The sequence below is a fragment of the Streptomyces sp. NPDC007929 genome (assembly GCF_042959065.1).
GTDB lineage: Bacteria > Actinomycetota > Actinomycetes > Streptomycetales > Streptomycetaceae > Streptomyces.
The window spans coordinates 463,524-488,090 of record NZ_JBIBKD010000003.1; the positions used below are offsets into that span (position 1 = coordinate 463,524).

At 71.3% G+C, this 24,567-nt stretch carries 26 protein-coding genes, 1 pseudogene and 1 riboswitch; of the genes and pseudogenes, 12 read left to right on the forward strand and 15 right to left on the reverse strand.

The annotated features are described in order from the left end of the window. Positions 1-17: 17 nt before the first annotated feature. On the reverse strand, positions 18-596 hold the full coding sequence (locus ACFZDE_RS11745) for an antibiotic biosynthesis monooxygenase (RefSeq protein ID WP_391199543.1): 579 nt from the start codon (positions 594-596) through the stop codon (positions 18-20). 155 nt (positions 597-751) lie between these two features. Next, positions 752-1,597 carry a hypothetical protein gene (locus ACFZDE_RS11750; protein ID WP_391199906.1) on the reverse strand — a complete coding sequence of 282 codons (846 nt, stop codon included), beginning with the start codon at positions 1,595-1,597 and terminating at the stop codon, positions 752-754. 125 nt (positions 1,598-1,722) lie between these two features. Between ACFZDE_RS11750 and ACFZDE_RS11755 the strand changes: the two genes are divergently transcribed. From ACFZDE_RS11755 to ACFZDE_RS11765, 3 genes are all read left to right on the forward strand, one after another. After that, complete coding sequence (locus ACFZDE_RS11755) at positions 1,723-2,067, forward strand: hypothetical protein (RefSeq protein WP_390993380.1); 345 nt, start codon at positions 1,723-1,725, stop codon at positions 2,065-2,067. 16 nt (positions 2,068-2,083) lie between these two features. Continuing rightward, positions 2,084-3,265 (forward strand): glutathionylspermidine synthase family protein, encoded by a 1,182-nt coding sequence (locus tag ACFZDE_RS11760; protein ID WP_391199544.1) that lies wholly within the window; start codon positions 2,084-2,086, stop codon positions 3,263-3,265. Between the two features lie 123 nt (positions 3,266-3,388). After that, positions 3,389-3,475, forward strand: a riboswitch (ZMP/ZTP riboswitch). A gap of 31 nt (positions 3,476-3,506) precedes the next feature. Continuing rightward, positions 3,507-4,952: a glycine hydroxymethyltransferase gene (locus ACFZDE_RS11765; RefSeq protein WP_391199546.1), complete on the forward strand. Its 1,446-nt coding sequence runs from the start codon at positions 3,507-3,509 to the stop codon at positions 4,950-4,952. A gap of 49 nt (positions 4,953-5,001) precedes the next feature. On the opposite strand, the gene ACFZDE_RS11770 is transcribed toward ACFZDE_RS11765, so the two are convergent. After that, the gene (locus ACFZDE_RS11770) at positions 5,002-5,589 is read right to left on the reverse strand and encodes a hypothetical protein (RefSeq protein ID WP_391199907.1); all 588 of its coding nucleotides are present in this window, start codon (positions 5,587-5,589) and stop codon (positions 5,002-5,004) included. Between the two features lie 427 nt (positions 5,590-6,016). Here ACFZDE_RS11770 and trpS point away from each other — a divergent pair, with 427 nt between their 5' ends. Continuing rightward, a complete protein-coding gene (trpS, locus tag ACFZDE_RS11775; RefSeq protein ID WP_391199547.1) occupies positions 6,017-7,030 on the forward strand; it encodes a tryptophan--tRNA ligase in 1,014 nt (337 codons plus the stop codon). Positions 7,031-7,170: 140 nt separating this feature from the next. Beyond that, complete coding sequence (locus tag ACFZDE_RS11780; protein WP_390993388.1) at positions 7,171-7,749, forward strand: 2'-5' RNA ligase family protein; 579 nt, start codon at positions 7,171-7,173, stop codon at positions 7,747-7,749. 14 nt (positions 7,750-7,763) lie between these two features. Here the strand turns inward: ACFZDE_RS11780 and ACFZDE_RS11785 are convergent, their stop codons facing one another. Both ACFZDE_RS11785 and ACFZDE_RS11790 read right to left on the reverse strand, forming a co-directional pair. Next, entirely contained in the window at positions 7,764-8,519 is a 756-nt protein-coding gene (locus ACFZDE_RS11785; RefSeq protein WP_097219499.1) for a decaprenylphospho-beta-D-erythro-pentofuranosid-2-ulose 2-reductase, read from the reverse strand. Between the two features lie 22 nt (positions 8,520-8,541). Continuing rightward, positions 8,542-9,924 carry an FAD-binding protein gene (locus tag ACFZDE_RS11790; RefSeq protein ID WP_391199549.1) on the reverse strand — a complete coding sequence of 461 codons (1,383 nt, stop codon included), beginning with the start codon at positions 9,922-9,924 and terminating at the stop codon, positions 8,542-8,544. A 133-nt stretch (positions 9,925-10,057) separates the two neighbouring features. Between ACFZDE_RS11790 and ACFZDE_RS11795 the strand changes: the two genes are divergently transcribed. Genes ACFZDE_RS11795 through ACFZDE_RS11810 form a run of 4 tightly spaced genes read left to right on the forward strand, consistent with a single transcriptional unit; the run spans position 10,058 to position 12,870 of the window. Beyond that, positions 10,058-10,579, forward strand: coding sequence for a phosphatase PAP2 family protein (locus ACFZDE_RS11795; protein ID WP_390993394.1), 522 nt, complete (start codon positions 10,058-10,060; stop codon positions 10,577-10,579). After that, positions 10,572-11,516 carry a decaprenyl-phosphate phosphoribosyltransferase gene (locus ACFZDE_RS11800; protein ID WP_390993396.1) on the forward strand — a complete coding sequence of 315 codons (945 nt, stop codon included), beginning with the start codon at positions 10,572-10,574 and terminating at the stop codon, positions 11,514-11,516. Before ACFZDE_RS11795 ends, ACFZDE_RS11800 begins: the two co-directional genes overlap by 8 nt. Continuing rightward, positions 11,513-11,965 (forward strand): GtrA family protein, encoded by a 453-nt coding sequence (locus tag ACFZDE_RS11805; protein ID WP_391199551.1) that lies wholly within the window; start codon positions 11,513-11,515, stop codon positions 11,963-11,965. The genes ACFZDE_RS11800 and ACFZDE_RS11805 overlap by 4 nt, the downstream gene beginning before the upstream one ends. Beyond that, on the forward strand, positions 11,953-12,870 hold the full coding sequence (locus ACFZDE_RS11810) for a YhjD/YihY/BrkB family envelope integrity protein (RefSeq protein ID WP_391199553.1): 918 nt from the start codon (positions 11,953-11,955) through the stop codon (positions 12,868-12,870). Before ACFZDE_RS11805 ends, ACFZDE_RS11810 begins: the two co-directional genes overlap by 13 nt. On the opposite strand, the gene ACFZDE_RS11815 is transcribed toward ACFZDE_RS11810, so the two are convergent. After that, positions 12,818-14,122 carry a D-alanyl-D-alanine carboxypeptidase family protein gene (locus ACFZDE_RS11815; RefSeq protein ID WP_391199554.1) on the reverse strand — a complete coding sequence of 435 codons (1,305 nt, stop codon included), beginning with the start codon at positions 14,120-14,122 and terminating at the stop codon, positions 12,818-12,820. The genes ACFZDE_RS11810 and ACFZDE_RS11815 overlap by 53 nt on opposite strands. A 91-nt stretch (positions 14,123-14,213) precedes the next feature. Between ACFZDE_RS11815 and ACFZDE_RS11820 the strand changes: the two genes are divergently transcribed. The 3 genes from ACFZDE_RS11820 to ACFZDE_RS11830 all read left to right on the forward strand — a co-directional run bounded on the left by ACFZDE_RS11820 (position 14,214) and on the right by ACFZDE_RS11830 (position 18,163). Next, positions 14,214-14,453, forward strand: coding sequence for an SCO4848 family membrane protein (locus tag ACFZDE_RS11820; protein ID WP_390993404.1), 240 nt, complete (start codon positions 14,214-14,216; stop codon positions 14,451-14,453). A gap of 677 nt (positions 14,454-15,130) precedes the next feature. Beyond that, positions 15,131-16,426 (forward strand): metallophosphoesterase, encoded by a 1,296-nt coding sequence (locus ACFZDE_RS11825; protein ID WP_391199908.1) that lies wholly within the window; start codon positions 15,131-15,133, stop codon positions 16,424-16,426. 183 nt (positions 16,427-16,609) lie between these two features. Continuing rightward, positions 16,610-18,163: an ABC transporter substrate-binding protein gene (locus ACFZDE_RS11830; protein ID WP_391199556.1), complete on the forward strand. Its 1,554-nt coding sequence runs from the start codon at positions 16,610-16,612 to the stop codon at positions 18,161-18,163. A gap of 15 nt (positions 18,164-18,178) precedes the next feature. Here the strand turns inward: ACFZDE_RS11830 and ACFZDE_RS11835 are convergent, their stop codons facing one another. From ACFZDE_RS11835 to sdhC, 9 genes and pseudogenes are all read right to left on the reverse strand, one after another. Beyond that, positions 18,179-18,919 carry a TetR family transcriptional regulator gene (locus ACFZDE_RS11835; protein WP_390993408.1) on the reverse strand — a complete coding sequence of 247 codons (741 nt, stop codon included), beginning with the start codon at positions 18,917-18,919 and terminating at the stop codon, positions 18,179-18,181. 32 nt (positions 18,920-18,951) lie between these two features. After that, positions 18,952-19,452, reverse strand: coding sequence for a DCC1-like thiol-disulfide oxidoreductase family protein (locus tag ACFZDE_RS11840; RefSeq protein ID WP_390993410.1), 501 nt, complete (start codon positions 19,450-19,452; stop codon positions 18,952-18,954). Positions 19,453-19,471: 19 nt separating this feature from the next. Then, positions 19,472-19,879, reverse strand: a complete 408-nt coding sequence (locus tag ACFZDE_RS11845) for a hypothetical protein (RefSeq protein ID WP_391199558.1) — start codon at positions 19,877-19,879, stop codon at positions 19,472-19,474. An 86-nt stretch (positions 19,880-19,965) separates the two neighbouring features. Then, positions 19,966-20,154, reverse strand: a pseudogene (locus ACFZDE_RS11850) (hypothetical protein); the annotation flags it as partial. A 100-nt stretch (positions 20,155-20,254) separates the two neighbouring features. Continuing rightward, the gene (locus ACFZDE_RS11855) at positions 20,255-20,875 is read right to left on the reverse strand and encodes a Uma2 family endonuclease (RefSeq protein WP_391199560.1); all 621 of its coding nucleotides are present in this window, start codon (positions 20,873-20,875) and stop codon (positions 20,255-20,257) included. Positions 20,876-21,028: 153 nt separating this feature from the next. Then, positions 21,029-21,808 carry a succinate dehydrogenase iron-sulfur subunit gene (locus tag ACFZDE_RS11860; RefSeq protein ID WP_390993415.1) on the reverse strand — a complete coding sequence of 260 codons (780 nt, stop codon included), beginning with the start codon at positions 21,806-21,808 and terminating at the stop codon, positions 21,029-21,031. Further along, positions 21,808-23,562 (reverse strand): succinate dehydrogenase flavoprotein subunit, encoded by a 1,755-nt coding sequence (gene sdhA / locus ACFZDE_RS11865; protein ID WP_390993417.1) that lies wholly within the window; start codon positions 23,560-23,562, stop codon positions 21,808-21,810. Before sdhA ends, ACFZDE_RS11860 begins: the two co-directional genes overlap by 1 nt. 19 nt (positions 23,563-23,581) lie before the next feature. After that, positions 23,582-24,064, reverse strand: coding sequence for a succinate dehydrogenase hydrophobic membrane anchor subunit (locus ACFZDE_RS11870; RefSeq protein ID WP_189591659.1), 483 nt, complete (start codon positions 24,062-24,064; stop codon positions 23,582-23,584). 5 nt (positions 24,065-24,069) lie between these two features. Continuing rightward, on the reverse strand, positions 24,070-24,450 hold the full coding sequence (sdhC, locus tag ACFZDE_RS11875) for a succinate dehydrogenase, cytochrome b556 subunit (protein ID WP_037670267.1): 381 nt from the start codon (positions 24,448-24,450) through the stop codon (positions 24,070-24,072). Positions 24,451-24,567: the final 117 nt, after the last annotated feature.

Below are 24,567 nucleotides of genomic sequence, written 5' to 3' on the forward strand. Positions count from 1 at the left end.
TCTGTTCGTTCGCGGGCCTATGTGGCCCGGCGTTTGTGCCGCCCCCGCAGTGCCTGGAGCGACGGGTACAGCCATTTCCTGAAGAAACGCTGGAGCCGCGGCATGAGAATCCAGGTGACCAGGGCCGTCACACACAGGCATAACAACAGCGTGCGAAACAGTGCGTTGAGGTCACCGAGATAGGGAAGCACCGTCAGATTGAAGAGGAGCACCGGCGGAAAAACCGCGCTCATATTCACGAACCACAGTTTCCATTTGGACGGCGGAGCCGGCGGCGCGGGCGTCAGCGTCTGCGCGTCGAACCAGGCCCGGGCGCCCGGCACCCGGCGCCGCTCGCCCTCCCGGGCGACCCCGTCCAACCAGGCGTCCCACTGCTCCCGGGAGGACGATTTCTCCCAGGCCAGGGCCGCACCCTCGCTGGCGAAGCGATAGACGACATGCCATTCCGCCCCTCCGTCGACAAGTACCCCACCCCCCAGAAACCCCGGCTGCCGCGCGGTCGCGCCCAGCATGGCCCACCCCCAGGAGTGGAAGTCGGCCGCACGGCCCGGCGTCACGTGATAGGCCACGGTGACCGTGACGGGATTACTGGTCACGCCGTCCTTTACGGAAAGCGCTCACCCCGCGTTCAAGATTCAACAAACATTTTCCGCTCGTCCGCGGGAACGCCCGCAAGCCGGACTCGACACATCCCCGTCCGTGCATGTGTCCGGAAGGCGAAGAAACCCAACAGCCGGGATAACACCGCCGCTCACCGCGGCGCGACCGCGTCCTCCTCCGCCGCCACCGGCGCCTCCCCGAACCGCGACAGTGCCAGCGCCCCCGCCACCGCCACCGCGAACCCGAGGATCGCCAGCCACCCCAGCCCCGGCCGCGTCCGGTCCCCGAGCCACACCACACCGATCAGCGCGGGCGCCACCGTCTCCCCGAGCACCAGCCCCGCCGTCGCCGTGGTCACCGACCCGCGCTGCAAGGCCGAGGTCAGCAGCAGGAACGCCGCCCCGCCGCCGAGCAGCAGCGCGTACGTCGCCGGGTTGGGAAACAGCTCACCCGGCGAGAACCCGTCGATCAGCCGCACCGACACCTCCACCACCCCGAACCCCAGCCCCGCCCCGAGCCCGAGCGCCAGCGCCCGCCCCCGCTCCGGCAGCCGCCCACCGAACGCCCCGAGCAGCAGCACACCCGCCGCCGCCCCGAGCATCGCCCACGGCAGCCACCCCGGCCCGGGCTCGTCCCCCTCCGCCCCCGACGCCAGCCCCAGCAGCGCGAGCCCGGCACACACCACCGCCACCGCCGCCCACTCGACCCGGCTCAGCCGCACCTTGAGCAGTCGCGCCGCGACCACGGCCGTCACCGCCAGGGCCGCGGCCAGCGCCGCCCCCACGGCATAGATCGGCACCGATCGCAGCGCGAGGATCTGGAGCACGAAACCGAGCCCGTCCAGCGCGAGACCGGCCAGATACCGCCACTGCCGCAGCGCCCGCCATAGCAGCGCCACGTCCCCGCCCGGCCCGGTCGCCGCCGCCGAGCGCGCCGCGATCGCCTGCAACACCGTCGCCGTACCGAAGCAGACCGCCGCACCGAGGGCACACACCATTCCAAAGATCACAAATCGACAGTAGGACAGCGCCCGTCGACGGGGGGCCATGCGCGCCCGATCGCACCGATCTCTAGGCTGACCGCTGGCAGTGCACGACGCGGCGACACGGGGGAGACACGCACATGGCCGAAACACGGCGAAGGCTGCGCTCGAGCACGGTGGTGCTGGGCGGCATGGGCGTCCTCGCGGCGGCCCTGTCCGCCTGCGGCTCCGACCCGGACCGCCGCTGCGTCGACCGGGACAGCTACGACTACATCAACGGCTACAAGGTCGTCGCCGACAAGAACTGCTCGTCCGGCACGTCCTCCGTCGGCACGGGCCGCAAGACCGGCAAGACCAGGGCCGCGGACGCCGACTGGTACTACGACGCCGACGTCAGCGGCGGCTACGCCGACGACGGCACCTTCAGCCGCAGCGAGGCCGTCGACCGAGGCGGCTTCGGCTGCTCCGGCAGCGGCGGCGGCTGACGGGCGGGCACGGCAGATGCAACGCAGGACCATCGACCCCCGCCCCGGCTGGCAGCAGACCGTCGAGGAACAGGGCCTGATCTACCCCCTGACCCGCTACCCCGACGACTCCCTGCGCCCCTACTGGGACGAGAGCGCGCACTACGTCTTCTCCCTGGAGGAGGTCGAGGCCCTCGAAGAGGTCGTCGAGGACCTCCACCGCATGTGCCTGGCGGCGGCAAGCCACATCGTCACCGAGGACCGCTTCGCCGACCTCGGCATCACCGACCCCCGGGTGGCCCGGGCGGTCGCCGAGGCCTGGCACCGCCGCGCCGAACTGCCCTCCGTCTACGGCCGCTTCGACCTCCGCTACGACGGCACCGGCCCGGCCAAACTCCTGGAGTACAACGCCGACACCCCGACCTCCCTGGTCGAGGCCGCGTCCCCGCAGTGGTTCTGGATGGAGGAGCGCTTCCCCGGCGCCGACCAGTGGAACTCCCTCCACGAACGCCTCGTCGACGCCTGGAAGAAGCAGGCCGCCCTCCTCCCGCCGGGCAGCCCCCTGTACTTCGCGTACTCCTCGGCCGACGAGCTCGGCGAGGACATGATGACGGTGGCCTACCTCAAGGAGACCGCCGAACAGGCCGGTCTGGCCACCGACTGGATCGCCATGGAGGAGATCGGCTGGGACCGCCTCTCCCGCCGCTTCGTCGACCACCGCCTCCGCTTCATCCGCAGCGTCTTCAAGCTCTACCCGTGGGAATGGCTCACCACGGACCGCTTCGCCGACCACGTCCTGGACACCCTCGACAACGGCGGCGGCACGGGCTCCACCCTGTGGATCGAACCGGCCTGGAAGATGCTCCTCAGCAACAAGGCCCTCCTGGCGATCCTCTGGGAGCTCCACCCCGACCACCCGAACCTCCTCCCCGCGTACCTGGACGGCCCCCGCGACCTGTCCACCACGGGCTGGGTGGCCAAGCCCCTCCTCGGCCGCGAGGGCGCGGGCGTCACGATCCACGACCCCGGCACGGCCCCCGTCCTCCGCGACGAACCCTGCTGCTACCAGCAACTGGCCCCCCTCCCCGACTTCGACGGCAACCGCGTGGTCCTGGGCGCCTGGGTGGTGGAGAACGAGTCGGCGGGCCTCGGCATCCGCGAGTCCTCGGGCCTGATAACGGACGAGTACGCCCGCTTCCTGCCGCACGTGATCTTGTGAACGGAGCGCAGGGGGAGGTACATCGGGGGCGCGGGGAACTGCGCGATCAACCACAGAGCACCCGCACCCGGCGACGAAGAACAACCCGGCAGACGCTCCCCGCCCACCCCACCCGGTAGGCTGACCGAGGGCCGTGACTGGCGCGCTGGGATGGGACCAACCATCGGGGAGCGGCCCGAGCAGTCAGAGCCGTGCGCCTGGGCCGTACCGTGAACGCTGAACGCAACGTCCGGAGGTCCCCATGTCAGCAGAGCTCACCCCCGCTTCCACCGCCTACCGCGCCGCCCTCGACGTGATCCGCGCCGTCGAACCCCGCGTGGCGGACGCCATCGGCCAGGAGGTCGCCGACCAGCGCGAGATGCTCAAGCTGATCGCCTCCGAGAACTACGCCTCCCCGGCCACGCTCCTGACCATGGGCAACTGGTTCAGCGACAAGTACGCCGAGGGCACCATCGGCCGCCGCTTCTACGCCGGCTGCCGCAACGTCGACACCGTCGAGTCGCTCGCCGCCGAGCACGCCAAGGAGCTGTTCGGCGCCCGCCACGCCTACGTCCAGCCGCACTCCGGCATCGACGCCAACCTCGTCGCCTTCTGGTCGGTCCTCGCCCAGCGCGTCGAGGTCCCCGCCCTGGAGAAGGCCGGAGCCCGCCAGGTCAACGACCTCTCCGAGGCCGACTGGGCCGAGCTGCGCCGCGCCTTCGGCAACCAGCGCATGCTGGGCATGTCCCTGGACGCCGGCGGCCACCTCACCCACGGCTTCCGCCCGAACATCTCCGGCAAGATGTTCGACCAGCGCTCCTACGGCACGGACCCGGCCACCGGCCTCATCGACTACGAGGCGCTGCGCACCTCCGCCCGCGAGTTCAAGCCGCTGATCATCGTGGCGGGCTACTCCGCCTACCCCCGTCTGGTGAACTTCCGGATCATGCGCGAGATCGCCGACGAGGTCGGCGCGACGCTCATGGTCGACATGGCGCACTTCGCGGGCCTGGTCGCGGGCAAGGTCCTCACCGGCGACTTCGACCCGGTGCCGCACGCCCAGATCGTGACGACCACCACCCACAAGTCGCTGCGCGGCCCCCGTGGCGGCATGGTCCTGTGCGACGACTCGCTGAAGGACCAGGTCGACCGCGGCTGCCCGATGGTTCTCGGCGGCCCGCTGCCGCACGTCATGGCCGCCAAGGCCGTGGCCCTGGCAGAGGCCCGCCAGGAGTCCTTCCGCGACTACGCCCAGCGCATCGTCGACAACTCCCGCGCGCTCGCCGAGGGCCTGATGCGCCGTGGCGCGACCCTGGTGACGGGCGGCACGGACAACCACCTGAACCTGATCGACGTCGCCTCCTCCTACGGCCTCACCGGCCGCCAGGCCGAGGCCGCGCTGCTCGACTCGGGCATCGTCACCAACCGCAACGCCATCCCCGCCGACCCGAACGGTGCCTGGTACACCTCCGGCATCCGCATCGGCACCCCCGCCCTGACCACCCGCGGCCTGGGCACCGCCGAGATGGACGAGGTCGCGGGCCTCATCGACCGCGTCCTGACCACCGCGGAGCCGGGCACGACCAAGTCGGGTGCTCCCTCCAAGGCGTCCCACGTCCTCGACGCCAAGGTCGCCGACGAGATCTCCCAGCGCGCCACCGACCTCGTGGCCGGCTTCCCGCTCTACCCGGAGATCGACCTGGGCTGACGCCCGGGGTCCTCACCCGTTCAGGGCCCGGGCCGACGTACCCGGCCCGTCACTCGTCCAGGTCGATCAGCACCTGACGCGGCTCCTCCCGCGGCGGTCCGGCTTCGCGCCGGGCCGCCGCGCGGCGCACCAGCAGCGTGCCGCCCGCCCCGGCGGCGAGCCCCAGCACCCCCGCCGCCACCGCCCACCGGACGTCACCCCGCACCGGACCGTCCAGGTCCGCCGCGGCGGCCGGGCTCGCGACGGGCCCGCCCGCCGTGTCACCGAGCAGCCGGGCCAGGTCGAACCGCTCGAAGACGGACCGCGGCGCCCGGTGCCAGCGGATGTCGTCGTCCTCCACGGTGGGGCTGGGATCCGAGCGCACCCAGGGCGTGCCGTCCTCGGCCACCACCAGCTGGTCCTGCCGCTCGACGGCCACGTCCCCGCCCGGCGGCCGGTTCGTGCTCGGCCAGCCGCCGACCCCGGACAGCCCCCAGAGCACCGTGAGCCGCACCTGCGGGAAGTCCCCCTCCGCCCAGTCGTCCGGCACCCGCTCCGTCTCCCTGTGCATGGGCTGCAGGAGCTGCCACAGCCGGGCGAAGTCGCGCTGCCCCGAGCGCACCGCCGTGGTCCGCCCGGTCCCGCCCGCGACGACCATGGCCACGTCGGGAACGTCCCGCCCACGCGCCGGGACGGCAGCGGCGGCCGAAACCGACGCACCCCCGGCCAGAACCGCCGCCACGCACCCCACCAGCGCCCACCACGCCACACGCCCCCGCCACCGGGCCGATCCCGCCCGGCCCCGGAACAGTGCCGGACCCACCCGGCTCCGGCGACGTGGAACTCCCAGCCCGGCTCGCGGCCCGCCGCGGGCCCGGCCCCGGCGTCTGTCCACCCCGCCCCGTGCCCGCATCGGTTTCCCCCTCCCCATCGGCCCGACGACGGCCACAACGGCCCCCGCCCGAGCCGGCCCGGGGGCAGCCGCACCCGTGCCTCACCCTTGTTACACCGCCGGGGCCCAACGGGAGCCCGTCTGTTTCCGGCCGGTTCCGGATCGGCCCCCGGGACCTGAGAGAATGGTGAGCATGGCCTCTGACCGACCTCGCGTGCTCTCCGGGATCCAGCCCACCGCCGGCTCGTTCCACCTCGGCAACTACCTCGGCGCCGTCCGCCAGTGGGTGGCCCTGCAGGAGACTCACGACGCGTTCTACATGGTCGTCGACCTGCACGCGATCACCATCCCGCAGGACCCGAAGGACCTCCGCGCGAACACCCGCCTGGCCGCCGCCCAGCTGCTGGCCGCGGGGCTCGACCCGGACCGCTGCACGCTCTTCGTGCAGAGCCACGTCCCCGAGCACGCCCAGCTCGCCTGGATCATGAACTGTCTGACCGGCTTCGGCGAGGCCGGCCGGATGACCCAGTTCAAGGACAAGTCCGCCAAGCAGGGCGCCGAGCGCGCCTCGGTCGGCCTGTTCACGTACCCGATCCTCCAGGTCGCGGACATCCTGCTCTACCAGGCCCACGAGGTCCCGGTCGGCGAGGACCAGCGCCAGCACATCGAGCTCACCCGCGACCTCGCCACGCGCTTCAACGGCCGCTTCGGCGACACGTTCACCCTCCCCAAGCCGTACATCCTCAAGGAGACGGCGAAGATCTACGACCTCCAGGACCCGTCGATCAAGATGAGCAAGTCGGCGTCCACGCCGAAGGGCCTCATCAACCTCCTCGACGAGCCCAAGGCCACGGCCAAGAAGGTCAAGAGCGCAGTCACCGACACCGACACGGTGATCCGCTACGACGCCGAGAACAAGCCGGGCGTCAGCAACCTCCTCACGATCTACTCGACCCTCACCGGCGAGAGCATCGCCGAGCTGGAGGAGCGGTACACCGGCAAGATGTACGGCGCGCTCAAGACGGACCTCGCCGAGGTCATGGTCGAGTTCGTGACGCCGTTCCGGGAGCGCACCCAGCAGTACCTGGACGACCCCGAGACGCTCGACTCGATCCTCGCCAAGGGCGCCGAGAAGGCCAGGGCGGTCGCCGCCGAGACCCTCGCGCAGGCGTACGACAAGGTCGGCTTCCTGCCCGCCAAGCACTGAACGCCACCCGCGCGCACAGCCGTACCACCGAACAGCGCTGTACATCACTCCGGTTGCGCCTGCCCGTAACCCGGTCGTGGCCGTACAGTCGATAACCGGGTGGTCGTATCAGCGGCCACACTGACATGACAGGAGACGACGTGGGGACCGTAACGATCGGTGTCTCGATCGCGGTCCCGGAGCCTCACGGCAGCGAGCTCCAGCAGCTGCGCGCGGGCTTCGGCGACGCCGCTGCTCACGGCATCCCCACGCACGTCACCCTGCTGCCGCCGACCGAGGTCGACGAAGCCTCCGTGCCGGCCGTCGAGGCGCATCTCGCCGAGGTCGCCGCGGCCGGCCGCCCGTTCCCCATGCGGCTGTCCGGCACCGGCACGTTCCGGCCCGTGTCGCCGGTGGTGTTCGTCCGGGTCGTCGCGGGCGCGGAGGCCTGCGCACGGCTACAGGAGCAGGTCCGCGACCCCGCCGGGCCGGCCCCCCGCGAACTGCAGTTCCCGTACCACCCGCACGTCACCGTGGCGCACGGCATCGACGAGACGGCCATGGACCGCGCCTTCGAGGAACTCGCCGGTTACGAGGCGGAGTGGTCCTGCACCGGCTTCGCCCTCTACGAGCAGGGCGCCGACGGCGTCTGGCGCAAGCTCCGCGAGTTCCCCTTCGGCGGCTCGGTGGTCCCCCCACAGACCGGTCGGGCGGAACGAGGCTCGGTCCCCACCCGCTGACCCCGCTCGCGAGGTCAGACCGGCAGCCGCCGGAACACCGCGCGCGGCAGGTGCCGCAGCGCCGCCATCACCACGCGGAGCGTCCCCGGTACCCATACCGTCTCCGTGCGGCGGCGCAGGCCCAGCTCCACGGCTGTCGCGACCGCCTCGGGCGTGGTCGCGAGCGGCGCCTCGGGCAGCCCGGCGGTCATCCGGGTGCGCACGAAGCCCGGGCGGACGACCATGACGTGCACGCCCGTGCCGTGCAGCGCGTCGCCCAGGCCCTGGGCGAAGGCGTCCAGGCCGGCCTTGCTGGAGCCGTAGATGAAGTTCGCCCGGCGGGCCCGCTCGCCCGCGACGGAGGACATCACGACCAGCGAGCCGTGCCCCTGGGACTGGAGCGAACGGGCGCACACCAGTCCCGCCGAGACCGCGCCGGTGTAGTTGGTCTGCGCCACCCGCACCGCCGCCTCCGGCTCGCGCTCGTCGCGGGCCTGGTCGCCGAGCAGCCCGAAGGCGAGCAGCACCATGTCGACGTCGCCCTCGGCGAAGACCTTGCCGAGCACGGCCTCGTGGGAGGCGGGGTCGAGCGCGTCGAAGGCGACGGTGTGCACGTCGGCCCCGAGCCCGCGCAGCTGCCCGGCGGCCTCCTCCAGGGCGGGGGAGGGGCGGCCGGCCAGCCAGACCGTACGGGTGCGACGGGCGATCAGACGGCGGGCGGTGGCCAGCGCGATCTCGGACGTACCGCCGAGGACGAGCAGGGACTGGGGGAGGCCGAAGGCGTCCTTCATGACAGCAGCTCCTAGAGGTTGCTCAGAGACTGAGGCGGCGGGCCAGGTCGGAGACGAACACCCCGCGCGGATCCAGCTCGGCGCGCAGCGCGCGGAAGTCGTCGAGACGCGGGTACATGGCCGCGAGCAGCTCCGGGCGCAGCCGGGCGTCCTTGGCGAGGTAGACGCGTCCGCCCGCGGCGGCGACCTCCTCGTCGAGTTCGTCGAGGAACGCGCCGAGGCCGGGCAGGTTCGCCGGGATGTCCAGCGCCAGCGTCCAGCCCGGCACCGGGAAGGACAGCCAGCCCGGGTCGGACTCCCCGAAGCGCTTGAGGACGGCCAGGAAGGACGGGCAGCGGCGTTCGGAGATGCGGCGCACGACGCGGCGCAGGGCGTCCTCACGGCCGTAGCCGACGACGAACTGGTACTGCACGAAGCCGCCGCGGCCGTAGACGCGGTTCCAGTGCGGCACGCCGTCCAGGGGGTGGAAGAACGGGGAGATCCGCTGGAGGCGGCCGGTCTGCGCGCGAGGGGCCTTGCGGTACCAGAGCTCGTTGAACAGGCCCACGCTCGTCCGGCTGAGCAGGCCCTCGGGGAGGAGTTCGGGGGTGGCCGGGAGGCGCGCGGTGCGGAAGGCGAGCGGGTCGCGGCGCAGGCGCGCGGGGAGCGCGTCCAGCGGGGCGTGGTCGCCGCGGGTGAGGACGGCGCGGCCGGTGGCGGCGCCCCGGGCCAGCAGGTCGATCCAGGCGACCGAGTAGCGGTAGCGGTGGTCGGTGGCGGCGAGCCGGGCCATCAGGTCGTCGAGGTCCGTCGCCCGCTCGGTGTCGACCGACATCAGCGAGGTCTCGACCGGCTGGAGCCGGATCGTCGCGGTGAGGATCACCCCGGTCAGGCCCATGCCGCCGGCCGTGGCGTCGAAGAGCGGCGTGCCGGGGATCACCGTGCGGATCTCGCCGTCGGCGGTGAGCAGTTCGAGGGCGAGCACATGCCGCGCGAAGGAGCCGGAGACGTGGTGGTTCTTGCCGTGGATGTCGGCGCCGATCGCCCCGCCGACGGTGACGTAGCGGGTGCCGGGGGTGACCGGCACGAACCAGCCGAGCGGCAGCAGCACCTCCATCAGCCGGTGCAGGGAGACGCCCGCGTCGCACAGCACGGTCCCGCCGTCGGCGTCGATCGCGTGCACCCGGTCCAGGGCCGTCATGTCGAGCACGGATCCGCCCGCGTTCTGCGCCGCGTCCCCGTACGCCCGCCCCAGGCCCCGGGGGATCCCGCCGCGGGCTCCGCAGCCCCGGACGGCTGCCGCGGCCTCCTCGTACGACCGGGGGCGGATCAGCCGGGCGGCGGTGGGGGCGGTGCGGCCCCAGCCCGTGACGGTGGTGTGGTCGAGGCCCATGACGTCCGGGTCGTAATCGGTGTCGGCAGACATGTGCGTGACCGTATCGCCCTAGTCTGGACTATCAGTTCGGAAACATGGCATCCCTCCCCGAAATGGGTGATTAATGGGATGTCGCTCAATATTGCCGGAGTTCAGGCCTGATGGGCGTGAACAGTGAGTCCACATGGACGACCTCGACGACCTGCACGACATGGACCACCGGATCGTTTCGGCGCTCAGGGAGTGCGGCACCGACCCGCGCGTGGCAGGCGCCGCGCGCGCCCTGTCCTGGGCGGGGGAGCACGCGGCGCTGTGGCTGGCGGCGGGGCTCGCCGGAGCCGCCGTCGACGGCCCAAGGCGCGGCGCCTGGCTGCGCGGCACCGCGCTGACCGCGGGGGCGCATCTGGTCAGCATGGGGGTGAAGCGGGTCGTGCGCCGGCCGCGCCCGGCGCACGTCGTGCCCCTGGTGCGCACCGCCGGCCGGCACTCCTTCCCCAGCTCGCACGCCACCTCAGCGGCGGCCGCCGCCGTCGCCTTCGGCGCCCTGGGCGCCCACGCCGTCCCGCCGCTCGCCGGTCTGGTGTGCGTCTCACGGCTGGTCGCCGGCGTCCACTTCCCCACGGACATCGCCGCCGGCGCGGCCCTCGGCGCCCTCACGGCCCGGCTCGGCGCCCGCTGGATGCGGGGAGGCGCCGACCATGACTGAGACGGCCGTCCTGCGGCAGCGCACCCACCAGGAGCGGTCCGCACCACCCCGCAAGGGAGGCATCCCGGCCGGTCTCCTCCGGACCGCGCGCCCCAGGCAGTGGGTCAAGAACGTCCTCGTGGTCGCCGCCCCGGCCGCCGCGGGCGAGCTGTTCTCCCGGCACGCCCTCGTCCAACTCGCCCTGGTCTTCGTCCTCTTCACCGCCTGCGCCGCCGCCGTCTACCTGGTCAACGACGCCCGCGACGCCGACGCCGACCGCGCCCACCCCGTCAAACGGCACCGCCCCGTCGCCGCCGGACAGGTCCCCGTACCCGTCGCCTACGCCGTCGGCGGCTGCCTCGGCGTCCTCGCGCCCACCGCCGCCGCCTGGCTGTGCGGACCCGCCGTCGCCGCCCTGCTGACCGCCTACCTCGCCCTGCAACTGGCCTACTGCATCAGCCTCAAGCACGTCCTCGTCGTCGACCTCGCCGTCGTCACGACCGGCTTCCTGATGCGGGCCATGATCGGCGGACTCGCCCTCGGCATCCCGCTGTCCCGCTGGTTCCTTATCACCACCGGCTTCGGCGCGCTGTTCATGGTGTCGGCCAAGCGCTACTCGGAAGCCGTCCAGATGGCCTCGAAGGCAGGCGCCACACGGGCGTTGCTCACCGAGTACACCACCGGCTACCTGCGCTTCGTCTGGCAGCTCGCGGCCGGTGTCGCCGTCCTCGGCTACTGCCTGTGGGCCATGGAGGAGGGCGGCGTCCCGCACACCAGCGTGCTGCCCTGGCGCCAACTGTCCATGGTGGCCTTCATCCTGGCCATCCTGAGATACGCCGTCTTCGCCGACCGGGGCACGGCCGGCGAACCCGAGGACGTCGTCCTGCGCGACCGCGCCCTCGCGCTCATCGGCGTGGCCTGGATGGCGATGTACGGCCTGGCCGTGGCCAATTGGTGAGCACGCGCGCGTGGCGCAACCCCACGCCGCCGTGCCGCCGGGAACTGATCGGCTTCGCCGCCGCCGGACTCCTCGCCTACGCCGTCGACCTGGCCCTCTTCACCTACCTGCGTGGCCCCGCCGGACTCGACCCGCTCACCGCCAAGTCCCTGTCCTTCCTGGCCGCCTGCACGGTCGCCTACGCCGGCAACGCCCTCGGCCCCTACCACACCGCCCGCGCACCGGGCCTGCGCCCCTACGCCGTGTTCTTCGCGGTCAACCTCGCCGGAGCCGCCGTACAGCTGCTCTGCCTGGCGCTGAGCCACTACGGCCTCGGTCTCACCTCGCAGCGCGCGGACACCGTCTCGGGCGCGGTCGTCGGCATGGCGCTGGCCACAGTCCTGCGGTTCTGGGGTACCCGTACATGGGTGTTCCGGGCGGAGGGCAGAGTCGGATCATGGACTGGCTGAAAAAGCTCCCGGTGATCGGACCGTGGTCACAGCGGCTGATGATCACCCACGCGTGGCGGTCGTACGAGCGGCTCGACCGCGTGAAATGGCCGCGGCTGGCCGCCGCGATGACCTTCCGGAGCTTCGTCGCGCTGTTCCCGCTGCTCACGGTGTCCGCCACCATCGCCGCCGCCACCCTCAGCACGGAGCAGGAGGAGAAGCTCCAGGACAAGCTCGCCGAGCAGGTCCCCGGCATCTCCGACCAGCTGGACGTCGCCGGCCTGGTGGACAACGCCGGCACCATCGGCCTCATCGCGGGCGCGCTGCTGCTGTTCACCGGCATCAGCTGGGCCGGCTCGATGCGCGAGTGCCTGCGCGCCGTGTGGGAGCTGCCCGAGGAGGAGGAGAACCCGCTCCTGCGCTACGCCAAGGACACCGGCGTCCTGGTCGGCCTCGGCGGCGCGCTCCTCGTCACCATCGCCGCCTCCGCCGTCGCCTCCGCGATGATCGGCTGGATCACCCGGCAACTCGGCATCGACGAAGGCGGCTGGGGCGGGGTCCTGCTGCACATCGCCGCGTTCCTGATCGCCGTCCTCGCCAACTTCCTGCTCCTGCTCTACGTCCTCACCCTGCTGCCCGGCGTCGAGCCGACCCGCCACCGCCTGTTCGTGGCGGCGCTGACCGGCGCGATCGGCTTCGAACTGCTGAAGCTGCTGCTCAGCGGCTATCTGCAGGGCGTGGCCGCGAAGAGCATGTACGGCGCGTTCGGGGTGCCCGTCGCCCTGCTGCTGTGGATCAACTTCACCTCGAAGCTGGTGCTGTTCTGCGCCGCCTGGACGGCGACAGGGAGCAAGGAGGACGAGGTCCCCGAGATCAGGGACGCGTGCGGCGGCGCACCAGATCCGGCAGCGGCCAACGGCGGTTGACCAGGAACGCCCCGCCCGCGAGCAGCACCAGCACGCCGCCCGTGATGCCGAGCGCGGTCCCGATGCCGCTGGAGCCGTCCACGGCAGGGGCGCCGGCCACCGGCTTCGAACCGGTCCCGGCCGTGCCGCCGCCGTCCCCGGAGCCGCCCGCCTCGCCGGAGGGGTTCGCGCCGGGCTTCGCCTGCGTCGCGCCCTTGGGCGGCACCAGCTCGCCCACCGGCTGCACCTTCCCGGCCGCCTTGAAGCCCCAGTCGAACAGCCGGGCCGTCTCCTTGTAGACCTCGTTGTGCTCGGACTTCTCCGGGTTCATCACCGTCACCAGCAGCACCTTGCCGCCGCGCTCGGCGACGCCGGTGAAGGTGGCACCCGCGTTGGTGGTGTTGCCGTTCTTGACGCCCGCGATGCCCTCGTAGACGGGCACGTCCGTGTCACCGGACAGCAGCCGGTTGGTGTTCTGGATCTCGAAGGACTCGCGGACCTTCTTGCCCTTCTTGCCCTTCTTGGTCTGCCCGGGGAACTTGGCGCGGACCGTCGAGGCGTACTCGCGGAAGTCCTTCTTCTGCATCCCGGAGCGGGCGAACAGCGTCAGGTCGTACGCCGACGACACCTGCCCCTCGGCGTCGTAGCCGTCCGGGCTGACCACGTGCGTGTCGAGGGCCTGGAGCTCCTCGGCGTGCTCGTTCATCTCCCGGACGGTGTTCTCCACGCCCTTGTTCATCGCGGACAGCACGTGCACGGCGTCGTTGCCGGAGCGCAGGAAGACGCCCAGCCACAGGTCGTGGACCGTGTACGTCTCCTCCTCCTTTATGCCGACCATGCTGGAACCCGCGCCGATGCCGGCCAGGTCCGCGGGCACGACCTTGTGCTTGGTGTCGCTGGGGAACTTCGGCAGCAGGGTGTCCGCGAACAGCATCTTCAGCGTGCTCGCCGGGGCGAGGCGCCAGTGCGCGTTGTGCGCGGCCAGCACATCACCGGTCTCGGCGTCGGCGACGATCCAGGAGCGGGCGGTCACGTCCTTGGGCAGCACCGGCACGCCGCTCGCGAGGTTCACCTGCGTGCCCGGCCTGCCGAGCCGGGCGCCGCCCACGGTCGACATCGACGCCGGGGGAGTCGCCGACGGGCTCGCGCTCGCCGACGGGCTGTCCGACGGCTTCGGGGTGGCGACGGCGGCGGGCGCGGCCAGGGCGAGGGACGACAGGACGGCGGAGGTGACCAGCAGGGATCGCCTGGCGGTCTTCTTCGGAGCGGGCACGATCGGAAACGTACATGCCGTACGGGGGGAAGTCCCGCCTCCGGCCCCACCCCGGGAACGGAACCGGACACGGCCTGGCGATACTGGTCTCATGAAGCTCAGCCGCCCCGTCTCCTGGTTCCTGCTCGCCTTCGGGGTGTGGAGCTGGGTCATCTGGATCACTTTCGTCAAAAACCTCGTCAACGACGGCAGCGGGCTCGCCTTCGACGACGGTGATCCCACGGCCTACTTCTGGGTGCACCTGCTGCTCGCGATCGTCTCCTTCGTATTGGGGACGGTCGTCGGGGCCATCGGGTTGCGTGGTCTGCGCGCACTGCGCCGGACGTCATAGCGGCGATCGGGAGAAACGGCACCGTGGTCATCGTCTTCGTACTCGTCGCCGTACTGGTCCTGACCGTCATCGTGACGGCCAACTGGTACGTGTGGCGCCGCCTGTTCCGCGACACGACCCGGGGCCCGGGACCGGGCCGCCGCGCGGGCGCGGCCCTGATCGCCGGCGGGTGGGTCCTGGCGATCACGGCCCTGATCGCCGAACGCTCCGGCGCCCCCTTCTGGCTCCAGCAGACCCTGGCCTGGCCGGGCTTCCTGTGGCTGGCCCTGTCGATATACCTGCTCCTGGCAGTACTGGCCGGCGAACTGGTCCGCCCCCTCCTGCGCCGCTACCTGGAACACCGCGACAGCCGAGCGAACGGCGACGACGGCGCCGCTGAGGCGGCCTCACGGGCAGGCGGCACGGCGGCCGCGCCAGCCGCGCCGCAGGCGAACGGCAAGGGCGCCGGCCCCGCGCCGGGCGATGCCGGTGGCGCCCCCGCGCCCGCGACGGCGGCAGGTGCGCGGCCGGACAGCGGCGAAGCCGCCGTCCCCGGGAGTGCCTCGCAGCCCGACGGCGGTGTCGGCACGGCCTCCGCCACGACGGCCGTGCCCGCGTCCGCCTCGTGGGCGGGTGGCGGCGCGACCGCTTCCGCGGCGGCGTCGGGGGTGACTTCGCACGCCGACCGTGCCGCCCACGTGCCCACGGCCGAGACGACCGCGCCGCAGGCGAACGGCAGTGACGCCGCCCGCGCGGCCGGGACCGCGGTCGACGATGCCGGTGGCGCCCCCGCGCCCGCGACGGCGGCAGGTGCGCGCTCGGACAGCGGCGAAGCCGCCGTCCCCGGGAGTGCCTCGCAGCCCGACGGCGGTGTCGGCACGGCCTCCGCCACGACGGCCGTGCCCGCGTCCGCCTCGCGGGCGGGTGGCGGCGCGACCGCTTCCGCGGCGGCGTCGGGGGTGACTTCGCACCCCGACCGTGCCGCCCACGTGCCCACGCCCGAGACGACCGCGCCGCAGGCGAACGGCAGTGACGCCGCCCCGCTCTCGGTCGGGACCGCGGTCGGAGGAACTGCCTCCACGCCCGAGGCCGCCGCGTCGCAGGCGAACGGCAGCGGCGCTGCCACCGCGCCCGAGGACGACTCCCCCCGGCCCCCCGACACCGCCGCCCCCTCCCGGCGTCTGTTCGTGTCCCGGGTCGTCGCCGGGGCCGCAGCGGCCGCTGCCGTCGGGACCGTGGGGTACGGGACGTACGGGGTGTTGCGCGGGCCGAAGGTGAAGCGGGTCACCGTGCCGCTGGCCAAGTTGCCGCGGGCCGCGCACGGGTACCGGATCGCCGTGGTCAGCGATGTGCACCTCGGCCCGGTCCTGGGGCGCGGCTTCGCGCAGAAGGTCGTCGACACCATCAACGCGACCCAGCCCGACCTGATCGCGGTCGTCGGCGACCTGGTCGACGGCAGCGTGAAGGACCTCGGCCCCGCCGCCGCCCCGCTCGCCCAGCTGAGGGCCCGTCACGGCTCGTACTTCGTCACCGGCAACCACGAGTACTTCTCCGGCGCCGAGCAGTGGGTCGAGGAGGTCCGCCGCCTGGGCATCAACCCCCTGGAGAACGACCGCCGGGAGATGCCGTACTTCGACCTGGCCGGAGTCAACGACATCGCCGGCGAGGACGAGGGCCAGGGCCCCGACTTCGCGAAGGCGCTAGGCGACCGCGACACCACGCGCGCGTGCGTCCTGCTCGCCCATCAGCCCGTCCAGATCCACGACGCCGTCGAGCACGGCGTCGACCTCCAGCTCTCCGGTCACACCCACGGCGGACAGCTCTGGCCGGGCAACCTCATCGCCTCCGGCGCCAACCCCACCCTCGCGGGCCTGGACCGCCACGGCGACACCCAGCTCTACGTCTCGCGCGGCGCCGGCGCCTGGGGCCCGCCCACCCGGGTCGGCGCCCCGTCGGACATCACCGTGATCGAGCTGGCGTCGAGGCAGGCCTGAGGCGCGCACCCTGTGAGAACGCTGTGAAACCGCCCCCAATCGCCCATAGGTAAGGTCTTTCCCAACTCGCCAGATCTCCCTTCCCTCTGCCCGAAATCCTGTGATTGTGTGAGCCCGCCACGAAGGGTGTGGCATACGCACAAGGGCCTCAACAGGCCTCAAAGGGCCTGGGAGGGCAAGCCGATGCGATCAGTTCGCATACGGATACTCGCGGGGCTGCTGGTCCTGGCCGCCGCGGGCGTGGGCGCCTGGCAGTTGCTGCCGTCGAAGGGCGACGCGAAGACCATCACGGTCGGCACGACGGACGGCGTCACCTCGCTCGACCCGGCCGGCGCCTACGACGCGGGCTCCTGGGCGCTGTTCAGCAACGTCTTCCAGTCGCTGCTGACGTTCGCGCCGGGCGGCACCGCCCCCGTCCCGGACGCGGCGAAGAGCTGCGCGTTCGCCCACGGCGACCTCACCACCTACCGCTGCGAGCTGCGCGACGGCCTCACCTTCCCGAGCGGCCGGGCGATGGACGCCGAGGACGTGAAGTACTCCTTCGACCGGATCCTGAAGATCAAGGCACCCGTCGGCCCGGCCTCCCTGCTCGGCACACTGGGCTCCGTGGACGCCGACGGCATGACCGCCACCTTCCACCTGACCTCGCCCGACGCGACGTTCCCCTTCAAGCTCGCCACCGGCGCCGGCTCGATCGTCGACCACACCGCCTACCCGGCCGCCCAGCTGCGCACCGGCAACGGCGCCGACGGCACCGGCCCGTACACCCTCACCTCGTACACGAAGGACCACGAGGCGGTCCTCGCGCCCAACCCGCACTACCGGGGCGCCGTCAGCGCCACCGGCAGACCCGTCGACCTGCGCTACTACCCGACCCCCGAGGCCCTGGACACCGCCTGGAAGGACAAGCGGGTCGACGTCGCGACCGACCAGCTGCCGCCCGGCGTCCTCGCCGGGCTCAACCCCAGCGACCCCGCCCACCGCGTCTACGAGGCCGACGGATCCGAGACCCGGAACCTGTACTTCAACACCCGCGCGGGCAAGCCGCTGCACGACCCGCGGGTCCGGCAGGCCATGGCCTGGCTGATCGACCGCGAGCAGCTGGCCGCCACCGTCTACGACGGCACCGTCGACCCGCTGTACTCCCTGATCCCGGCGGGCCTCACCGGGCACACCGCCTCGTTCTTCGACGACTACCCGAAGCCGGACCCCGAGAAGGCCCGGGAACTGCTCACCCGGGCCGGTGTGAGCCTGCCGGTGCGCTTCACCTACGGCTACGCCGAGGGCCGCGGCGCAGGCCGGCAGGAGGCGGCCGAGATCAAGAAGGAACTGGAGGCGAGCGGCCTGTTCAAGGTCACCCTGCGGGGCTACGAGTGGACCGCCTTCCAGAAGCAGTGGGCGAGCGGCGAGCTCGACGCGTACGCCGTCGGCTGGGTCGCCGACTTCCCCGACCCGGACACCTTCGGCGCCGCGCTCGTCGGCACCGGCAGCGCCATGAACACCGGCTACAGCAACAAGACCGTCGACCGGCTCATCAAGGACAGCAGGCGCTTCGCCGAACGCTCCGAGGCCGACCAGGACTTCCGCTCGGTCCAGCAGACCGTCGCCGAGGACGTGCCGGTGCTGCCGCTGTGGCAGGCCAAGGAGTACGTCGTCACCACCGAGGACGTCGGCGGCGGCCAGTACCTCTCGGACGGCACGGGCGTGTTCCGCCTGTGGAGCCTCACCGACCTCTGACGGCCCGCCCCGGAATCAGGAGTCCGAGCGCCGCCGGGCCGGGTCCGGAATGGCGTTCGTCATGCCCGGCAGGAACTCCGTGAACAGCTCGTGCACCTCGCGTACCAGCGGCCGCAGCACCCGGAAGCGGGCCAGGACGACACCCCGCGAGGTGAGCCGGGCGCCGCGCTCGGCCAGCCGGTAGCTGCGCTCGCGCCCCTCGGTGCGGTCGAAGATCCAGTACAGGACGAGCCCCATCTGGGAGAGCCACATCAACTCGGGGAGGATGTCCCGCAGTTCCTCGGGCACCTTGGTCTTCGTGGCCCCGGCGAGCACCTCCCGGTGGACGCTGATGGCCTCCTCGCGCGCGTGCTCCGACTCCGGCGAGAAGGGGCTGAGCGGGCTGTCCGGGTCGGCGGCGTTCTTGAAGAACTGCACCGCGAACTCGTGGTAGGGCGCGGCGATGTCCAGCCAGGCCCGCAGCACCCCCGCGAGACGGGTCTCCAGGTCGCGCTCCCGGTCCAGGATCTCCCGGACCGCCACCTGGTGCTCGGCGGCGATCCGGTCGTAGAAGCCCTGGATCAGGTGCTCCTTGCCCGCGAAGTAGTAGTACGCGTTACCGACGGAGACCCCAGCCTCCTGGGCGATGGCCCGCATCGTCGTCTTGTCGTAGCCGCGCTCCTGGAACAGCCGCATGGCCGTCTCCAGGATCAGGGCGCGGGTCTGCTCGGACTTGGTGGGGGCGCCGTCGTCGGGGCCGTCGTTCTTCGCGGGCACGGAAAGAGAGCCTAACGTCAGCCGGGGTGCGGTCACCGAGGGGCGCAGGTGCCGTCGGCGCAGCCGGGCGCGGGCGCGGTGTGGCTCCAGCCCCTGCCCGGGTCGTACGACCAGCCGTCCGCGCGCCGGTACACCTGGCCGCCCCACTGCGCGCCGCCGCGCTGCCCCCGGTGCGCCTGCGCCCCACGCCACTTGGCGGCGGCGAGCACCGCGCCCCGGGCCAGCACGGCGCCGGAGGGGGTACTCAGCCGGTGGGCGAGCGGCCGGAATTCGCGCAGCGCCCACAGGGTGACGATCCAGGCGGCCGGGCCCTGGTAGACCTGCCCGGCATCGCCCACGACGGTGATCTCGTCGAGGGTGGTGCCGTGGTCGAGGCCGGGAAAGCGCCGCCGGGCCTCCTCCGAGGCGGCCGGGACCGGCTCCAGCGGCACCAGCTGGGGCTGCCGCATGAGCCAGTCGCGCAGGAACGCGCACAGGGAGCACTCGGCGTCGTACAGGACGGTGAGCCGACGGACCGGAGGGTGTGCGTTCATGCCGTTCTCCGTATTCCGCTCAGGCCCGTGCCTGCGGGGCGACCCAGCCCTGCGGCGGGACCGGCGGCAGTTGCTCCCGCTCCATGGCGCCCCGGCGCCGGATCCGGTTGAGCACGTAGACGTTGGCCAGGTGCATCACGCCGAGCACCAGCAGCACCACGCCGAGCTTGGTCGACAGGGCCTCGAACACGCCGCGGGCGTCGGTGATGGCGCCGTCGTCGCTCAGGTACAGCGCGACGAACCCGAGGTTGACGAGGTAGAAGCCGACGACCAGGAGGTGGTTGACGGCATCGGCGAGCTTTTCGTTGCCGTGCAGCACGTCGGCGAGGAAGACCCTCCCGTTACGGCTGAGCGTGCGAGCCACCCAGACCGTCAGACCGATGCTGACCAGCAGATAGATGACATAGGCGATGACCGTGCGGTCCATAGCCCCACCCTTCTTGAACACGTTCAAAACGCTGTCGAGGATGACTCTAGACCTACTTTTGAACATGTTCAACACAGGGGGACACCGGACGCGGCGATGCCCTTGCGGAGCCGCAACATCCCGGAGACTTCCGACCGGTAGACGAGGTCGGTCACGCCGTCACCGGAGAGGTCCTGGGGCACGACGACGTCGCGCTCCTTCCAGGCGGAGGAGTTGAGGCGGACGGCTTGGTCGACCGTGGCGCCGTGGTAGCCGGTGAAAGCCCAGAGGGCCTCTGAGGCTCAACCGGCAGTACTCACTGTGACGGCGGCCACAGTAGATGGTGCTGCAGCGTGGCCGAATATTACTGAGGCGGCATACTCCCGACCTGCAGAATCAGTCGTTCGTCATCGGCCGGCCCGCGGTGAGGATCTCGGTCACGTCGAGGGTCACCTTGGCGCCGATGGAGTCGGGGAGGGTCACGATCTCGCCGGAAGCATGCGGACGGTGCTTCTCGTAGCCGCTTCCCACCGGGTCGGTCAGGACGTGCAGGCGCTGGTGCTTGCGGTCCACGACCACGTACACCGGGATCTTCGCCTCGGCGTACGCGGTGACCTTGGTCTTGAGGTCGTCCTTCCAGTTGGCGGAGGTGACCTCGAGGACGAGACGGAAGCAGACCGGGTCGTACGCGTTGTTCTCGACGAAGTGGTCGTCGATGTCGGCGTCCACCACCACGAGGTCGGGGATGGCGTAGTCCTCGCCGCCCGTGGGGAGCCAGAGTCCGACGTTCTGTAGGACCTCGGTTTCGCCGTCGGCCAGTCCTGCTGCGATGAATGGACGCATGAGTCTGGTCAGGGCACGGGCGTGGGGCGCATCCGGGGACGGGGTCACGAGGAGATGGCCTCCGATGATCTCGACGCGGTAGCCCGGATGGCGCTCCATGATCTCGTCGGCGATGGTCGTGAGAGTGACCGGCTCTTCGTGCGCGAAGGGCTGCTCGACGGAAGCTGCGGACATCAGGTGCCTCCTGGGAACTGGTGTCGAGAGCATCATCGTAGGTCGGACACCGCCCGCGAGTCGGGTCTCGGACTCGTTCACCCGATGGCGTGGCCTACGCCAGAGGGCCCCGTCTCCAGCGGAGACGGGGCCCTCAAACGCAAGCGGTCGATCTCAGTAGCGGCGCGTGATCAGCGCACGCTTCACCTCTGCGATCGCCTTCGTGACCTCGATGCCGCGCGGGCAGGCGTCCGTGCAGTTGAAGGTCGTGCGGCAGCGCCACACGCCGTCGCGGTCGTTGAGGATCTCCAGGCGCTGCTCACCGGCCTCGTCGCGCGAGTCGAAGATGAAGCGGTGGGCGTTGACGATGGCGGCCGGGCCGAAGTACTGGCCGTCGTTCCAGAAGACCGGGCACGACGTGGTGCACGCCGCGCACAGGATGCACTTCGTGGTGTCGTCGAAGCGCTCGCGGTCCTCCGCCGTCTGGAAACGCTCACGCGTCGGCTCGTTCGTGTCCTTCGTGATGAGGAAGGGCATGACGTCGCGGTACGCCTGGAAGAACGGCTCCATGTCGACCACGAGGTCCTTCAGGACCGTGAGGCCCTTTATGGCCTCCACCGTGATCGGCTTCTCGGGGTTGATGTCCTTGATCAGGGTCTTGCAGGCAAGACGGTTCTTGCCGTTGATCCGCATCGCGTCCGAGCCGCAGATGCCGTGGGCGCAGGAACGGCGGAACGTCAGCGTGCCGTCCAGGTCCCACTTGATCTTGTGGAGGGCGTCGAGGACACGCTCCTTGGGGTCGATCTCCACCTGGAAGTCTTCCCACACCGCTTCCGCCGCGACCTCCGGGTTGAAGCGGCGGATGCGGAAGGTGACCGTGATGTAGGGGGAGTCGGCGAAACCGGGCTCGGGCTTGCCGGCCGCGTCTCCCTTGTCCAGAACGGGGGTAGCCATCAGTACTTACGCTCCATCGGCTGGTAGCGGGTCTGGACGACCGGCTTGTAGTCGAGACGGACGGTTTCGGAGCCGTCGGCGCCGACCTCGCGGTACGCCATGGTGTGCCGCATGAAGTTGACGTCGTCGCGGTTGGGGTAGTCCTCGCGGTAGTGACCGCCGCGGGACTCCTTGCGGGCGAGCGCGGAGACGGCCATGACCTCGGCGAGGTCGAGCAGGTTGCCCAGCTCGATGGCCTCCAGCAGGTCCGTGTTGAACCGCTTGCCCTTGTCCTGGATCGACACGTTCTTGTAGCGCTCGCGCAGCTCCGCGATCTTCTCGACCGCCGTCTTGATGGTCTGCTCGGTGCGGAACACCATGACGTTGGCGTCCATGGTCTCCTGCAGCTCGCGCCGCAGTTCCGCCACCCGCTCGGTGCCGGTGGCGTCGCGCAGCCGCTCCACCTGCTCGACCACGAGCTCCGCCGGGTTCTCCGGCAGCTCGACGAACTCCGCCTTCTGCGCGTACTCGGCGGCGGCGATGCCCGCGCGCTTGCCGAAGACGTTGATGTCCAGCAGGGAGTTGGTGCCCAGGCGGTTGGCGCCGTGCACGGACACGCACGCGACCTCGCCGGCCGCGTACAGGCCCGGGACGACCGTGGTGTTGTCCGCCAGGACCTCACCCTCGACGTTGGTCGGGATGCCGCCCATGGCGTAGTGCGCGGTCGGCTGGATCGGGATCGGGTCCGTGTAGGGCTCGATGCCGAGGTAGGTGCGGGCGAACTCCGTGATGTCCGGGAGCTTCGCGTCCAGCTGCTCCGGCGGGAGGTGCGTGAGGTCGAGGTAGACGTGGTCGCCCTCGGGACCGCAGCCGCGGCCCTCACGGATCTCCGTGTAGATGGAGCGGGACACGACGTCACGGGACGCGAGGTCCTTCATGACCGGCGCGTACTTCTCCATGAAGCGCTCGCCGTCCTTGTTGCGGAGGATGCCGCCCTCACCGCGGGCGCCCTCCGTCAGCAGGATGCCCATGCGCCAGATGCCGGTCGGGTGGAACTGGAAGAACTCCATGTCCTCCAGCGGCAGCCCGCGGCGGTAGACGGCCGCCTGGCCGTCACCGGTCAGCGTGTGCGCGTTCGACGTCACCTTGAAGAACTTGCCGCAGCCGCCGGACGCGTAGACCACGGACTTCGCCTGGAAGACGTGGATCTCGCCGGTCGCCAGCTCGTAGGCGACCACACCCGCCGACCGCTTCACGCCGTCGACCTCGGTGATCAGCTGGTCCAGGACGTAGAACTCGTTGTAGAACTCCACGCCCTCCTTGACGCAGTTCTGGTACAGCGTCTGGAGGATCATGTGGCCGGTGCGGTCGGCCGCGTAGCAGGACCGGCGGACCGGGGCCTCGCCGTGGTTGCGGCTGTGACCGCCGAAGCGGCGCTGGTCGATCGTGCCGTTCGGGGTGCGGTTGAACGGCAGGCCCATCTTCTCCAGGTCGAGGACCGAGTCGATGGCCTCCTTCGCCAGGATCTCGGCGGCGTCCTGGTCGACCAGGTAGTCACCGCCCTTGACCGTGTCGAAGGTGTGCCACTCCCAGTTGTCCTCCTCCACGTTGGCGAGCGCGGCGGCCATGCCGCCCTGCGCCGCGCCCGTGTGGGAGCGGGTCGGGTACAGCTTGGTCAGCACGGCGGTGCGGCTGCGCTTCGTGGACTCGATGGCCGCGCGCATGCCCGCGCCACCGGCGCCGACGATGACGGTGTCGTACTTGTGGATCTTCATGATTCTCGCAACCCCGTGCCTAGCGGATGTTCGGGTCGAAGGTGAAGATCACCAGCGTGCCCAGCAGGATGGTGAACACCGTGGCGGTGTAGAGCAGGCCCTTGAGCCACAGCCGGGTGTTCGCGCGCTCCGCGTAGTCGTTGATGACCGTGCGCAGGCCGTTGGCGCCGTGCAGCATCGCGAGCCACAGCATCAGCAGGTCCCAGACCTGCCAGAACGGGGACGCCCAGCGGCCCGCCACGAAGGCGAAGCCGATCTTGGAGACGCCGCCGTCCAACACGAGCTGGATCAGCAGGTGGCCGAGGACCAGGACGACCAGCACGACGCCGGACAGGCGCATGAACAGCCAGGCGGCGAGCTCGAAGTTGCCCCGGGTGGTCTTCGGGGTCTTCTTGGTCCGCTGGCGCGGGGCCTCGATGAAGGGCGCCGGGTTGTCGACGGTGTAGACGGCACCGCCCTCGACGGGGCCGACGCCGGCAGCGGTCTTGTCAGTCGTGGACATGTGCGTCAGCTCCCGAAGAGTTCACGAGCGGCGTGCCCGAGGACGGGGTAGATGGCCCCGAGCATCAGCACGACCCACAGGGCGACGACGGTCCAGAGCATCTGCTTCTGGTAGCGGGCGCCCTTGATCCAGAAGTCGACAGCGATGACGCGCAGACCGTTGAGCGCGTGGAAGAGGATGGCGGCGACGAGGCCGTACTCCAGCAGCGCGACGATCGGCGTCTTGTACGTGGCCACGACCTTGTCGTAGGCCTCCGGGGACACACGGACGAGGGCGGTGTCCAGCACGTGAACGAACAGGAAGAAGAAGATGAGGACGCCGGTGACTCGGTGAGCCACCCAGGACCACATTCCTTCCCGGCCGCGGTACAGCGTTCCAGCCGGCACGGAAGTTTCCTCCGGGAGCGGGGATTGGGGCCGCGCCGGCTTGGTGTGTCGGTCGGGCCCGGCCGGGTACGGTCCACCGGCCCCCAGCATCGTAGCCATGCGCCGCGGCCGGGCTGC